The organism is Amycolatopsis jiangsuensis, assembly GCF_014204865.1.
Classification (GTDB): domain Bacteria; phylum Actinomycetota; class Actinomycetes; order Mycobacteriales; family Pseudonocardiaceae; genus Amycolatopsis; species Amycolatopsis jiangsuensis.
The window spans coordinates 7,085,084-7,100,452 of record NZ_JACHMG010000001.1; the positions used below are offsets into that span (position 1 = coordinate 7,085,084).

The 15,369-nt window shown below is 71.6% G+C and carries 5 protein-coding genes and 2 pseudogenes; all 7 read left to right on the forward strand.

Annotation, left to right across the window (positions count from 1 at the left end; translation table 11 throughout):
• Positions 1 to 54: 54 nt before the first annotated feature.
• On the forward strand, positions 55 to 474 hold the full coding sequence (locus BJY18_RS32160; protein WP_312874032.1) for a hypothetical protein: 420 nt from the start codon (positions 55 to 57) through the stop codon (positions 472 to 474).
• Positions 475 to 599: 125 nt separating this feature from the next.
• Positions 600 to 836: a hypothetical protein gene (locus BJY18_RS32165; RefSeq protein ID WP_184783626.1), complete on the forward strand. Its 237-nt coding sequence runs from the start codon at positions 600 to 602 to the stop codon at positions 834 to 836.
• Between the two features lie 14 nt (positions 837 to 850).
• Positions 851 to 1,609 (forward strand): ABC transporter ATP-binding protein, encoded by a 759-nt coding sequence (locus tag BJY18_RS32170; protein ID WP_184783627.1) that lies wholly within the window; start codon positions 851 to 853, stop codon positions 1,607 to 1,609.
• Positions 1,606 to 4,173: an ABC transporter permease gene (locus BJY18_RS32175; protein WP_312874033.1), complete on the forward strand. Its 2,568-nt coding sequence runs from the start codon at positions 1,606 to 1,608 to the stop codon at positions 4,171 to 4,173. The genes BJY18_RS32170 and BJY18_RS32175 overlap by 4 nt, the downstream gene beginning before the upstream one ends.
• An 85-nt stretch (positions 4,174 to 4,258) precedes the next feature.
• Positions 4,259 to 5,161 (forward strand): nucleotide disphospho-sugar-binding domain-containing protein, encoded by a 903-nt coding sequence (locus BJY18_RS32180; RefSeq protein WP_184783628.1) that lies wholly within the window; start codon positions 4,259 to 4,261, stop codon positions 5,159 to 5,161.
• Between the two features lie 278 nt (positions 5,162 to 5,439).
• Positions 5,440 to 10,545: pseudogene (locus BJY18_RS32185) on the forward strand (type I polyketide synthase); the annotation flags it as partial.
• A 59-nt stretch (positions 10,546 to 10,604) separates the two neighbouring features.
• Positions 10,605 to 15,347: pseudogene (locus BJY18_RS32190) on the forward strand (type I polyketide synthase); the annotation flags it as partial.
• Positions 15,348 to 15,369: the final 22 nt, after the last annotated feature.

Below are 15,369 nucleotides of genomic sequence, written 5' to 3' on the forward strand. Positions count from 1 at the left end.
TCCTTCAGTAAACTGTGCAAGTCTTACACTGATCTGGGCTGGGGGCGAGCGGACGTGAGCGAGACCAACCGGTCCGGGTTCGGGCGGGTCACCGAGCTGGACCGGAAGCTGGCGGCCACCGAGATCGAGCACGCCCGCTCCGCCGGACAGTACGACGGGCAGGAAGCGGCCCGCCGACTGGCCCGGGTCCGGCTCGCCGGTTCGCGTCCGGCGTTGCGCGCGGCGATCGAGGGTCGTCCGGATGCGCCGGCGCCCGCGCTGCTGGAGGCTGCGCCGCGGCTGGCGTTCGGGCTGTGGGTGCTCGTCGCCGGGGTGAACGTGCTGATCTGGTTCTTCATCGGGGTGATCGGCGGCCAGTGGGACCCGCTGTGGCTGCTGTGGGTCCTGCTCGGCGGTGGCGTGCTGGTCGTCGGCGTGTGGAGCGTCCGCGACTTCGACCGGCGCACCCGCGCCGCCGCCCGCGGGTCCGGCTGACCCCTGCGGGCCCGGTACCCCTCAGGCTCCAGGGGAGGGGTGGCTACCGCTTTCGCCCGGGTTCCGCTAAACTGTGCACGCCTTACACAGTTAATTGACTCCGCCGAAGCCGTATTGGGGGCCTCATGCCGGAGAGCACCGGAGAAACCCGCTCAGCGAGCGGACTCGCTCGCCGGATCGTCACCATCGTCTGGGCCGTCGTCAGTGGCGTCCAGTTCGTGATCTGGCTGCTGATGAGCCTGATCAGCATGTCCTTCAAGGCCCCGTTCTGGCTCTGGACGGTCGGCGTCGGCGGGGTACTGCTCGCCCTGTGGTGGTATCTCGGCTCGGAACGCCGGGGTGCCGGGAGCGGATCGGAGTGAACGACGTGCCCACGATGACTTCCGTCGAGACACCGGTCCAGCTGGACGCGGTGCACAAGACCTACGGCTCCGGCGAAAGCGCGGTCGAAGCGCTCGCCGGGGTCTCCGTCGGCTTTCCGGCCGGGTCCTTCACCGCGGTGATGGGGCCCTCCGGTTCCGGCAAGAGCACGCTGCTGCACTGCGCGGCCGGGCTGGACAAGCCGACCTCGGGCCGGGTCACCCTGGTGGGGACCGACCTGAAGGGCAAGAGCGAGACCAAGCTGACCGAGCTGCGCCGGCAGCACGTGGCGTTCATCTTCCAGTCCTTCAACCTGATGCCCGCGCTGAACGTCGAGCAGAACGTCACCCTGCCCACCCTGCTGGCCGGCCGCGAGCCGGACCAGGCGTGGGTGAGCCAGGTGCTCGCCCGCGTCGGGCTGACCCAGCGGGTGAAGCACCGGCCGGGTGAGCTGTCCGGCGGGCAGCAGCAGCGCGTGGCGATCGCCCGTGCGCTGGCCGCCCGGCCGCAGGTGGTGTTCGCCGACGAGCCCACCGGCGCGCTCGACACGAACACCGCGCTCGAGGTGCTCGGGCTGATGCGGGAGCTGGTCGACGCGGGCCAGACCATCGTGATGGTCACCCACGATCCGGTCGCCGCGTCCTGTGCCGACACCGTGCTGTTCCTCGTGGACGGACAGATCGTCACGCAGATGGCGACGCCGACCGTGGAGGCGGTGGCCGGCACCCTGGCGCAGCTCGGCGCCCGGGCCAAGCAGGCCAGGGGGCAGCGGTGAGTTCGCGGCGGGTGGTGCTCGGCCTCGCGCTGTCGAGCCTGCGGTACCGCGCGGCGGCGTCACTGGCGTCGTTCGTCGCGATCCTCATCGGGTGCGGACTGCTCATCGCGTGTGCCGGTTTGTTCGAGACGGCGATCGTGCTGAAGGCGCAGCCCCAGCGGCTGGCCGCGGCGCCGGTCGTGGTCGGCGGGTCCGCCGGTTTCAAGCTGCCGGACGAGGAGTCCCAGGTGGTCCCGTACGCCGAGCGTGCCGGGCTGCCCGAGGACGGGATCGCGAAGATCTCCGCGGTCGAGGGCGTCGGGCAGGCGGTGCCGGACGTGTCGTTCGCCGCGGCGCTGCTGCGGGACGGTGCTCCGGCGGCCGGGTCCGGTACCTCCGTCCTTTCCGGACACGGCTGGGATTCCGCCGCGCTCGGCGGGTACAAGATCGTCGAGGGCGCGGCGCCGGGCGCGACCGGCCAGGTGGTGCTCGACGCGGCCACCGCCGGTGCGGCCGGGATACGTCCGGGGACGACTGTGGACCTCGCGGTCGCCGGGGCACGGCAGTCCTTCCTGGTCTCCGGGATCGCCCGGCCCGCCCAGGAGGTGCAGGCGCCCGGGTTCTTCTTCTCCGCGGCCGATGCCCAGCGCTACAACCCGCATCCGGGCAGCGTCGGGCTGGCCGGGGTGTTCCCGGCCGACGGGGTGGACGCCGACGAGCTGGCCGGCCGGATCGCCGAGCAGGTGCCGGGGCTGACCGTGCTGACCGGGGACGACCGCGGCGCGGCCGAATTCCTCGGCGTCGACGCCGGGCAGCTGCCGTTGATCCTGCTGGCCGCGGTGTTCGGCGGCATGGTCCTGGTGGTCATGGCGCTGGTCGTCTCGGCGACGATCAGCCTCACCGTCCGGCAGCGGCAGCAGGAGCTGGCGCTGCTGCGGGCCACCGGTGCCACGCCGAAGCAGGTGCACCGGATGGTGCTGTTCGAGACGATGGCGGTCGGGGTGCTCGCCGCGGTGTGCGGCGCGGTACTGGGCAGCCTGCTCGGCGGCCGGATCTTCGCCACCAGCGTCTCGCTCGGCATCGTGCCGCACGAGCTGGCGTTCACCCAGGACATCATCGCGTTCGGTGCCGGGATCGTGGCCACACTGGCGATCACCTACGCCGCCGCGTGGTTCGCCGCGCTGGCCGCGGCCCGTGCCCGGCCGATCCAGGCGCTGGCCGAGGCCTCGATCCCGGGCGCCAAGGTGAACCCGTTGCGCCGCATGGGCGCGGTGGTGTTCGCCGCGGCGACCGTGCTGCTGGCCGCGACCACCCTGTTCATGCCGGCAGACACGGCGTCCGCGATCGGCGGGCCCGCCGTGCTGACCGGCGCGATCGCGGTGGCGTTGCTGGGGCCGGAGATCATGGCCTGGGTGGCGGACCGGTTCGGCCCGTTCATCCGGCGGGTCGCCGGACGCGACGCCACGCTCGCGGTGATCAACTCGCGGGCCCGTGCCGTCGCGTTCGCCGCGGTGCTCACCCCGGTCACGCTCGCGAGCGCGGTGGCGCTCGGGAACGTCTATTCGGAGACGACCGCGCAGAAGGCCCAGGTCGCCGCGTACGCCGGGCAGCTGCAGGCGGATGCCGTGGTCAGTTCGGAGGCGGGCGGGATCTCGGCGGACGAGTTCGCGCGGATCCGCAGCACGCCCGGGGTCGGCACGGCTTCGCCGCTGGTCACCAGCTCCGGCTGGATCGAACAGCCCTACGACGGCAACGGCAGCGATCCACTGCGCCTGCTCGGGGTCGCCGGGCAGGACCAGGGCGGCACCGTACTCGCCACCGAGGTCACCGAGGGTTCGCTGGAGCAGTTGCGCGGCAACACCGTCGCGCTGCCCGAGGACGTCGCCGACGACCTCGAGATCAAGGTCGGCGACCAGATCACCATGCGGCTCGGGGACGGCGCCCAGGTGCCGGTGAAGCTGGTGGCGCTGCTGGACAGCCCGTCCAGCTACGCGAGCATGGTGCTGCCTGCCGACCTGCTCACCGCGCACACCACCAGCGGGCTGGCCCCGCAGGTGCTCGTGCGGGCGGCCGAGGGCACCGACGCCGACACGCTGGTGTCCGCGCTGTCGGACCGGACCGCGAACTGGCCCGGTTCCACAGTCGGGGATTCGGACGCGCTCGCCGAGAGTTTCCAGGCGAGCGCGGACGTGGAAGCGCTGATCAACTACCTGCTGGCGGTGCTCGCCATCGCCTACGCCGCGATCGCCGCGGTGAACACGCTCGCGGTGGCGGTGCTGGCGCGGCGCCGGGAGTTCGGCGCCCAGCGGCTCGCCGGCGCGGACCGGCGGCAGGTGCGGCGGATGCTGTTCGTGGAAGGCGGGATCGTGTCGGTGACCGGGCTGGTGCTCGGCATCGTGATCTCGCTGTTCACCGTGCTGCCGATGGCGATCACCACCGGCGAGATCATCCCGTCCGGGCCGATCTGGGTGTTCCTGGCCGTCGTGCTGGCGATCTTCCTCATCGTGTGGCCGGTCACCGCCCTCTCGGCCCGGCTGGCGATGCGGCGCAACCCGATCGACGCGGTCACCCTGCCCGGTCAGTGACAACCACCTCATGAGTGGCGAGTCCGGGCACAACCGGACTCGCCACTCACGAGGCTGCTCGATTTCCCGTTTCCGGAGGGATCCCATGCGTGTACTCCTGGCCGCGCCGTCGTCGCCGTCCCGTCTGCACAGCCTGGTGCCCTTCGCGTGGGCGCTGCGCTCGGCCGGGCACGACGTGAAGATCGCCGGACGTCCTTCGTTCGTCGAGGAAATCCTGCGTACCGGCTGTGTCGCGGTCGACCTCGAAGGCGGGGACGAGGCGGAGCTGGCCGAGTCCGCCGCTCTGGTTGAGTTCGCGAAGCTGTGGCGGCCGGAGGTCGTGGTCTCCGACGCGCAGGCACCGGCCGGTACCGCCGCCGCGCGCGCGGTGGCCGCAGTGGCTGTCCGGCTGCTGGGCGTGCTCGACGAACCGGACGCGTCCGAAGTGGACCTCGCGCTCGACGTCGTCCCGCCCTCGTTACGGGACCCGGGATCTTCGGCAACGCCGGTGCGACACGTGCCGTACTTCGGACCCGCCGTCGTGCCGGCTTGGCTCCGCCGCAAAGCGCGGCGCAGCCGGATCCTGCTTTCGCTGAACGAAGCCGCGGCCTTCGGTCCCGTGTTCGCCGCCGTGTCCGATGTGGACGCCGAACTGGTGTGTGCAGTCGAGCCGAGTGCGCTGCCCTCGGACATTTCCTTACCCGCCAACGTGAAGCTGGTTGACGCCGCGCCACCCGCGGCCGTGCTGCCGACCTGCGCCGCCGTGGTTCACGACGGGGATGGCGCACTCGCGTTGGCCGCGGTGGCTTCGGGGCTGCCGCAGCTGTCGCTGGCCGAGTCCGCTTTCGGCCGTCGGGTGGCCGGTGCGGGCGCCGGGTTGGTCGGCGCGGCGGACGGGATTTCCCGGCTGGTGGCCGACGATGCGCTCCGGGCAGGGGCGGCCGCGCTGGGTGCGGAAGTGGCCGCGTTGCCCGCACCGCGTGCCGTGGTGGCCGATCTCGCGCGGTGAAAGTGGGGCGGTCGCGGCCCCGTTAGGGGTGGGTCGGTCACCAGGTCGTCGGTAGCGTTTCGGGCGTGGCACCTTCCACCCTTTTCCGCGGTTAGGTGGGCGACTGGCGTGATGACCGATTTCCTGTCCGGCGGCATTTCCCGCACTTCCGGCACCGAACCGGGAGGTGCGGTATGACCGGCGAGAACGAGCGCAAGCTGCTCGACTACCTCAAGCGTGCGACCACCGATCTGCGTGAGGCCAAGCGGGCCCTGCAGGACGTGCGCGAACGGGACACCGAACCGATCGCGATCGTCGGCATGGCCTGCCGTTACCCGGGCGAGGTGGATTCGCCGGAGGCGCTGTGGGAGCTGGTCGCCGATGGTACCGATGCGATCGGCGGGTTCCCGTCCGACCGCGGCTGGCCGCTCGACACGTTGTACGACCCCGCCGGGGAACGACCCGGCACCACGAACACCCGCGAAGCGGGCTTCCTGTACGACGCGGCGGAATTCGATCCGGAGTTCTTCGGTATCTCACCGCGTGAAGCACTCGCGATGGATGCACAGCAGCGGCTGTTGCTGCAGACTTCCTGGAACGCTCTCGAACGGGCCGGAATAGTCCCCGAAACACTGCGGGGAAGCGACACCGGGGTGTTCGCGGGCGTGATGTACCACGATTACGCGGGGCACGCGGCGGCCGGCAGCGTGGTGTCCGGACGGGTCGCCTACGCACTCGGCCTGGAAGGGCCGGCGGTGAGCGTGGACACGGCGTGCTCGTCGTCGCTCGTCGCCTTGCACTGGGCGACGCAGGCGCTGCGCCGCGGTGACTGTTCGCTGGCGTTGGTCGGTGGTGTCACCGTGATGGCCACGCCGGAGACCTTTGTGTACTTCAGCGAGCAGCGCGGCCTCTCCGACGACGGCCGGTGCAAGGCGTTCGCCGCCGCGGCGGACGGCACCGGCTGGGGTGAAGGCGCCGGCGTCCTCGTGGTGGAACGGCTTTCCGAGGCGCGTCGTCTCGGGCATCCGGTGCTGGCGCTCGTGCGCGGCTCCGCGGTGAATTCCGATGGTGCGTCGAGCGGGCTGACCGTCCCCAATGGACCGGCGCAGCAGCGCGTGATCCGACAGGCACTGGTGTCGGCCGGACTGACCACCGCCGAGGTCGACCTGGTCGAAGGCCACGGCACCGGGACGAAGCTGGGCGACCCGATCGAGGCGCAGGCGTTGCTGGCCACCTACGGTCGTGACCGGCCCGCGGACGAACCGCTGTGGCTGGGCTCGTTCAAGTCGAACGTCGGGCACACCCAGGCGGCCGCCGGCGTCGGCGGCGTGATCAAGGTGGTGCAGGCGATCCGGCACGGACTGCTGCCGAAGACCCTCCACGTCGATGCACCGTCACCGCACGTGGACTGGTCCGCCGGCGCAGTGGAACTGCTTACCGAAGCACGTGCCTGGCCCGAGACCGGCCGTCCGCGCCGCGCCGGGGTCTCCTCGTTCGGCATCAGCGGTACCAACGCGCACGTGATCGTCGAGCAGGCAGAGCCGGTCGTCGAAGACGCTCCGGTACGGGCTGACCTGCCGGTGGTCGCGTGGCCGGTGTCGGCGGACTCCGCGGACACTCTGGCCGCGCAGGCCCGGCGGCTGGCCGAACAGGCCGAGGGCGCACCCGCTGACGTCGGCTTTTCCCTCGCGACCACGCGTACCGCGTTCGACCACCGGGCGGTCGTGGTCGGGTCGTCCCGCGAGGAGCTGCTGGCCGGGCTGGCCACGCTCGCCGAGAACGGCCCCGGGGTGATTCGCGACCGCCGGAACGACGGCAAGCTGGCTTTCCTGTTCACCGGCCAGGGTGCGCAACGGGCCGGTATGGGTACGGAGCTGGCCGCGAAGTACCCGGTGTTCGCAGCGGCTTTCGACGCGATCTGCACCGAGCTGGACACGCATGTGGATCGTTCGTTGCGGACAGTGCTGGAGGACGCGGAGGCGCTGGAACAGACTGGCTGCACACAACCTGCGTTGTTCGCGTTCGAGGTGGCGTTGTTCCGGCTGTTGTCCTCGTGGGGTATCAAGCCGGACTATGTGCTGGGTCATTCGATCGGTGAGCTGGCTGCGGCTCACGTCGCGGGTGTGTTGTCGCTTCCGGATGCTGCTGCCTTGGTCGGTGCACGGGCGCGGTTGATGCAGCGGTTGCCTTCTGGCGGGGCGATGGTGGCTCTGCAGGCGGCGGAGGACGAGGTCGCGCCGTACCTCACCGGCGAGGTGAGCATCGCCGCGATCAACGGCCCGGATTCAGTGGTTCTTTCCGGTACCCAGGAGGCTGTCGACGCTGCAGTGGCGCGGTTCGCTGATCGGAAGTCGAGCCGGCTGAAGGTCTCGCACGCGTTTCATTCACCGCTGATGGAGCCGATGCTGGACGAGTTCGCGTCGGTCGCTCGTGGGGTGACGTATCGACAGCCGGAGATTCCGGTGGTGTCCACTGCTGGTGGAGATGTGTCCACTGCGGACTACTGGGTGCACCAGGTCCGCGCTGCGGTGCGCTTTCACGAGGGCGTGCAGCTGCTTGCCGACGAAGGGGTCCGTACCTTCCTGGAGGTCGGACCTTCCGCAGTGCTCACCGCCGCGGCGACGTCCGGATTCGATGACGACTCGCTGGCCTTCGTGGCGGGTCAGCGCAAGGACCGCGGTGAAGCCGAGACGGTGGTCAGCGCGGTCGCGACGTTGCACACCCGCGGTGTCCCGGTGGACTGGGCGGCCTTCTACCCCGGCGCACGCCGTGTCGACCTGCCCACCTACGCCTTCCGTCGCACTCGCTACTGGCTGCCTGCCACGGCCGGATCCGGCGATGCGGCCGGCCACGGGCAGCAGCCGTCCGCGCACCCGATGCTCAGCGCGGTGGTTCAGGTCCCGGAGACCGGGGCGACGATCCTCACCGGACGGCTGTCGCCCGAGGGTTGGGTCGCCGACCACGTGGTTCTCGGGACGGTTCTTCTGCCGGGCACGGCATTTGTCGAGCTGGTGCGCTGCGCGGCGGACGAGGCCGGCTGCGCGCACATCGAAGAGCTGACCCTCGAGGCTCCGCTGGCTTTGACCGAGGCGGTGTCCGTTCAGGTCTCCGTGGAAGCTGCTGACGAGGCCGGACGCCGCAGCGTCACTGTCCATTCGCGACCGGACGGATCCGACGACTGGACTCGGCATGCCAGCGGCTTCGTCACTCCGGTGACCGAGGCGCCGTCGTTCGACCTGACCGCGTGGCCGCCGCCAGGGGCGACGAAGGTGGAGCTCGACGATCCGTACGCGACACTTGCCGATCTCGGTTACGACTACGGCGCCGCGTTCCGAGGCCTGCGTGCGATGTGGCGCAGTGGTGAGGATACTTACACAGAGGTCGTACTGCCGGACGGCGCCGACGCGCGTGACTACGGTCTCCACCCCGCGTTGCTCGATGCGGCACTGCACGCCCAACTGCTGGGTCCGGCGCCGGAAACCGGCGAGGCCGAGCCGATGCTGCCGTTCTCGTTCAGTGGCACGACGTTGTATTCCGCAGGTGCTTCGGCGCTGCGAGTGCGCGTTGCACCGTCCGGCCCGGACGCTGTCACGGTGCAGATCGCCGACGCCACCGGCGGGCCGGTCCTCTCGGTCGACACGCTGGCCGCCCGGGCGATTTCGCTGGACAAGCTGGCGCCCGCCCGCGACTCGCTGTACCGCGTCTCGTGGGAACCGGTCAGCGCAGTCGCCGAGCCGGGCGACGTCCGGATACTGGAAGTGTCCACCTCGGACACTGAAGTGCCGGCTGCGGCTCGTGGCGTGGCCCGGCAGGTGCTTGCTGCGGTAAGGGAAACCCTTACCGGTGAAGGACGACTGGCTGTGGTGACCCGAGGCGCGGTGTCGGTGTCCGGTGAGGACGTCCACCCGGCGCTGGCGACGGCTTGGGGTCTGGTCCGTGCGGCGGAGGCGGAGAATCCGGGCCGCTTCGTGCTGGTGGACGGAGATCCGGCTCCGGCACTCGCCACTGGTGAACCGGAGGCCGCGGTCCGGGACGGGAAGGTCTACGCGCCCCGGTTCACCGCGGCGGCTGTGGAGCCGGCCGAGCTGAACTGGCGAGGCACCGTGCTGATCACGGGTGGCACCGGTGGCCTCGGCGCGATCGTCGCCCGGCACCTGGTCACCAAGCACGGCGTGCGCGACCTGCTACTCACCAGCCGTCGTGGTCCGGACGCTCCGGGCGCGGCCGAACTGCGTGCTCAGCTGACCGAACTGGGCGCGGAGGTCGCGATCGAAAGCTGCGACGTCGCCGACGCCGCTTCGGTGCGCGCGCTACTCGCCAAGACAGGAGTGACCGCGGTGGTCCACGCCGCTGGTGTGCCATCCGCGGGGCGGGTCGAAAGCCTGACCGAGGACGAAACCGACCGCGTCTTCGCGTCCAAAGTCGACGGTGCCTGGCACCTGCACGAGCAGACCGGCGACCTCGACGCGTTCGTGATGTTCTCTTCGGCGGCGAGTACCGCGCTGGCTGCCGGGCAGGCCGGATACGCCGCGGCGAACGCGTTCCTCGACGAGCTGGCGCGGCACCGCCGGGCACAGGGCCTGCCCGCCACGTCGCTGTCCTGGGGCGCCTGGGCCGAGGACGGCGGCATGGCAGGCGAACTGGACGAAGCCGGCCTCCGCCGCCTGCGCCGGCTGGGTACCCCGCCGATGGAGACTTCGGAGGCGTTGGCCCTGCTGGACGCCTGCCTCACCGCGGAGGACGCCGTCCTCGCGCCGGTGCGGCTGGACCTGTCCGCGCTGCGTGCCCGGACCGATGGCTTGCCGCCGGTGCTGCGTGGTCTGGTCCGCAGCACGCCCCGGCGGAGCCCGGCCCGCGCCGGCGGGGACGTCGCGACGCGGTGGGGCGCGCTGCCGGACGAAGAGCGCGCGCCCTACCTGCTCAACGTGGTGTCCGACCAGGTCGCCGCGGTGCTCGGGTTCACCTCGGCGGCCGCCGTCGAACCCGAGCGGGCGTTCCAGGAAATGGGCTTCGATTCGCTGACCTCGGTCGAGCTGCGCAACCAGCTGGGCACGCGCACCGGAGTGAAGCTCACCGCGACGATCGTGTTCGACCATCCGACGCCGGCTGCCCTCGCGCGGCGGCTGCACGAACTGCTCGGGGCGGGCAGCGGCCCTGCCGACCCGGTGCTCGCCGAGATCGACCGGCTGGAAGCCGTGCTCGGCGGGGCGGCGGGCGCGCTCAACGGGTCGACCGCGAAGGTCGCCGCGCGGCTCGACGCGCTGGTCCGGAAGTGGGCCGACGCGCACTCCACCGGGAACACGGCAACCACTGGGACAACGGGCACCACCGGGTCCGCCGATCTGGGCGAGGCCACCGACGACGAGCTGTTTGCCGTCCTGGACGACGAATTGGGCATCTCATGAACGGTCACGCCAAGGACACCGGCGACGCACCTTCCGCGGAGGCGGCAATGCGCAACGAGGACAAGCTCCGCGAGTACCTGAAGCGGGCGACAGCGGACCTCAAGCAGACCCGGCAGCGGCTGCACGAGCTGGAGGCCCGTGACACCGAACCGGTCGCGATCATCGGCATGAGCTGCCGCTACCCCGGGGGCGTGCGCACTCCGGACGACCTGTGGGACCTCGTCGACGAGGGCCGGGACGCGATCGGGGAATTCCCCGCGGACCGCGGCTGGGACGTCGAAGGCGTCTACGACCCGGTACCCGAGCGTCCGGGCAAGACCTACACCCGCCACGGCGGTTTCCTCTACGACGCCCCGGACTTCGACGCCGAGTTCTTCGGTATCAGCCCCCGTGACGCGCGTCGCGCGGACCCGCAGCAGCGGATCCTGCTGGAGGCTTCGTGGGAGGCCTTCGAGCGCGCCGGACTGGATCCGCAGTCGTTGAAGGGCAGTCCGACCGGCGTCTACGCCGGGGTGATGTACCACGACTACAGCGGTGGCAGCCCGGACGGCAGCCTGGTGTCCGGCCAGGTCTCCTACACGCTCGGGCTGGAAGGTCCGTCGGTCTCGGTGGACACGGCCTGTTCGTCGTCGCTGGTCGCGTTGCACACGGCCGCGCAGGCACTCCGCCGCGGTGACTGCACGCTCGCGCTGGCCGGTGGGGTCGCGGTGATGGGCACGCCGGAGATGTTCGTCGACTTCTGCAGCCGCCGCGGCCTGTCCGCGGACGGACGCAGCAAGTCCTTCTCCGACGACGCGGACGGCACGTCGTGGGCAGAGGGCGTGGGAGTCCTGGTGCTGGAACGGCTTTCCGACGCCCGCCGCAACGGGCACCGCGTGCTCGCGCTCCTTCGCGGCTCGGCAGTGAACCAGGACGGGGCCAGCAACGGCTTCTCCGCACCCAACGGGCCTTCGCAGGTACGGGTGATCGAGGCGGCGCTGGCCGACGCCGGACTGTCCGTGTCCGATGTGGACGCCGTCGAGGCGCACGGTACCGGTACGGCGCTCGGCGACCCGATCGAGGCGCAGTCGCTGCTGGAGACCTACGGGACGCGCACGGCCGGGGAGCCGTTGCTGCTCGGTTCGATCAAGTCGAACCTGGGCCATCCGCAGGCCGCTGCCGGGGTGGCCGGCGTGATCAAGATGATCCAGGCGTTACGGCACGGGCGGCTGCCGCGGACTCTGCACGTCGGCACGCCGTCGAAGCATGTCGACTGGGCTTCCGGCGCCGTCGAGCTGCTCACCGAGGCGCGGGACTGGCCCGTGCTCAGGCGCCCGCGTCGTGCCGCGGTGTCGTCGTTCGGGGTCAGCGGCACGAACTCGCACGTGATCCTGGAGCAGGCGCCGGCCGAAGCCGAGCCGGAGCCGGTGACCGCGCAACCGGTGTACCCACTGGTCCTGTCGGCGAAGACACCGCCCGCACTGGCCGCCGCTGCCGGACAGCTCACGTCCTCGGTGGACGATCTCGCCGACGTCACGTACACGCTCGCCACCGGACGGGCACAACTCGATCAGCGGGCCGTGGTCCTCGCGCACGATTCCGAGCAGGCGACGGAAGCCTTGGGCGCGTTGGCCGCCGGCCGATCGCGACCCGACGTGGTCACCGGTACCGCCGACGTCCGCGGACGCACGGTGTTCGTGTTCCCCGGCCAGGGTTCGCAGTGGACCGGGATGGCGTTGGAGCTGCTGGATCATTCGCCGGTGTTCGCCGAGCGACTGTCCGAATGCGACGCCGCGCTGCGGCGGTTCACGGACTGGTCGGTGCTTTCGGTACTGCGGAGCGAGCCGGGTACGCCACCCGAGGATCGCGTCGATGTGGTCCAGCCGATGCTGTGGGCAGTGATGGTCTCGCTCGCCGCGGTATGGCGCGCGCATGGTGTGCAGCCGGACATGGTGATCGGTCACTCTCAGGGCGAGATCGCCGCGGCGACTGTCTCCGGTGCACTGTCGCTCGAGGATGGTGCGCGGGTGGTCGCGTTGCGCAGCAAGGCGATCGGTGACGTGCTCGGCGGTCGGGGCGGCGGGATGCTCGCCGCCGGCCTCTCGGTCGCGGACCTCGAACAGCGGCTCGACGCCTGGGACGGCCGGATTTCGGTGGCCGCGGACAACGGTGCGACCTCAGCGGTGCTGTCCGGCGACGGCGACGCGCTGGACCAACTGCGCGATCAGCTGGTCGACGATGGCTTCCGTGCCAAGCGGGTGCCGGTGGACTACGCCTCGCACTCCACGCACGTGGAGCACCTGTCCGAGCGGCTGCTGGCCGATCTCGGCCCGATCACTCCGCACCGCGGCACGGTCGCGATGACGTCGACGGTCACCCTCGACGCGGTCGACGACTCCACTGTGGACGCCGCCTACTGGTTCTCCAACCTCCGCCGGACGGTGCGGTTCGCGCCGGTCGTCGCGCAGCTGGCGGCGGCCGGGTACACCCGGTTCGTCGAGGTCAGCCCGCACCCGGTGCTGACCATGAGCATTCAGGAGACGCTGGACGAGGCCGGGCACTCCGGTGCGGTCGCCGGCACGCTGCGCCGCGACGAAGGCGGCTTGCCCCGCTTCGCGACTTCGCTCGCCGAGTACTTCGTGCGCGGTGGCGCGGTCGACTGGGCTTCGCTGACGCCGGGCGGACGCGTGCTCGAACTGCCGACCTACCCGTTCCAGCACAAACGCTTCTGGCACGAGCCGGAGTCCGCCGTGCCGGATCCGGCGCTTCCGGTGGCCGATCAGGACTTCTGGCGGGACGTGACCGAGGGCGATGTCGACGGGCTCGCGTCCCGGCTCGGGATCCCGGCCGCGCCGCTGTCCGAAGTCGTCCCCGCGCTGGCCGCTTGGCACGGGCGCCGGACTGAGCGGTCCACTGTGGACTCGTGGCGATACCGGGTCTCCTGGGTTCCGCTCACCGGCGTGACCGGTGGGCTGACCGGAACGTGGCTGGTCGTCGTTCCGGCCGGGAGTGCCGAGGCGGCGGAGATCGCCGACGCGCTGGCCGTACACGGCGAGGTCGTCCGCCTCGTCGCCGCGGAGCCCGCGAACCGCGGCGCGCTGGCCGAGCTGGTGGGGCAGGCGACGGCGGTCCGGCCGTTCGACGGAGTTCTGTCACTGCTCGCGTTCGATCGGTCCGAACATCCGCTGGCGCCGGCTCTCGGCACCCCGGTCGCGGCGACGATCGCGCTGCTGCAGGCCTTGCGGGACAACGATCTGGACGCCCCGCTCTGGGTCGGCACCCGCGGTGCAGTCGCGGTGGACGCGTTCGCCGACGCCGATCCCGAGGCGGCCGCTGTCTGGGGTCTCGGCACCGTGGCCTCGCTCGACCAGCCTGGCAGCTGGGGCGGGCTGGTGGATCTCGCCGACGCGTCCGGTGCGGCTCGGCTGGCGGCGGTGCTGTCCGGAGTGGACAACGAAGATCAGGTGGCGATCCGGCAGTCGGGCGTGTTCGCGAAGCGGATGGTGCGTGCGCCGCTGGGGTCGGAGACCGTCGAGCGGTGGTCGCCACGCGGCACCGTGCTGATCACTGGCGGGACCGGGGCGGTCGGCGCGCACGTCGCCCGCTGGCTCGCTGCGCGTGGCGCGCAGCACCTCGTGCTCACCAGCCGTCGGGGCCTCGACGCGGATGGTGCCCGTGAGCTGGTCGACGAGCTTTCCGGTACCCGGGTGACGGTCGTGGCCTGCGACGTCACCGACGAGACCGCGCTGGCCGGCGTGCTCGCCGAGCACTCGCCGTCCGCGGTGGTCCACGCCGCCGGGGTGCTGGCGAAGGAACCGGAGCTCGCCCAGGTGAGCCCGGAGGAGTTCGCCGCGGCGACCCGCGCGAAGGTGACCGGAGCGGCGCTGCTGGACCGGCTGCTCGGCGACACCGAGCTCGACGCGTTCGTGATGATGTCCTCCGGCGCCGCTGTCTGGGGCACCTCGGGTCAGCCCGCGTACGCGGCCGGCAACGCCTACCTCGACGCTCTCGCCCGTAGTCGGCGCGCGGCCGGCCGCACAGCCACCGCGGTGGCCTGGGGCTCGTGGGGTGGCGGAGGCATGGTCGACGCCGAGGCGAGCGAGGTGCTGCGCCGCATGGGGTTGGCGGAGATGGAGCCACGGCTCGCCGTGGACGCGCTCGGCCAGGCCCTCGACCAGGACGAGACACAGCTCGTGGTCGCGGACATCGACTGGGCCGCGTTCGCGCCGGTCTACCAGCTCACCCGCCCGCGGCCGCTGCTGCGTGCGCTGCCGGAGGCCACGGCCGAACCCGCCGAGACCGGACCGGCCGGCGCGGGTGACCTCGCCGGCCGGCTGGCCGCGGCGGCACCGGCCGAGCAGCGGCGGATGCTGCTGGACCTGGTGCGTGGTGAGGTCGCCGCCGTCGCCGGCTACGACGAGGGCGGTGCGGTCGAGCCGGCGCGCGCGTTCAAGGAGCTCGGCTTCGACTCGGTGACCGCGGTCGACCTGCGCAACCGGCTCGGCTCGGTGACCGGCCTGAAACTGCCCGCGACCGTGGCGTTCGACCACGTGAACCCGCAGGCGCTGGCCGAGCACCTGGGGACTCTGCTCCGCGAGGACGACGGCGAGGTCCCGGTGGAGGTCGAACTCGACCGCGTCGAGGCGGTCGCGGCGAGCCTCGACGCCGCGGAGATCGATCGCACCCGGATCGTGGCCCGGCTGCAGGCGGTGGTCGCCTCCCTGCACCAGACCCTGTCCGGCTCCCCGGGTGGTGCCGACGCGCTGGCCGGCGCGAGCACCGACGAACTGTTCGCCCTGATCGACGACGAGCTCGGCGCCTGACCCGCTCCTGATCCTGCGACAA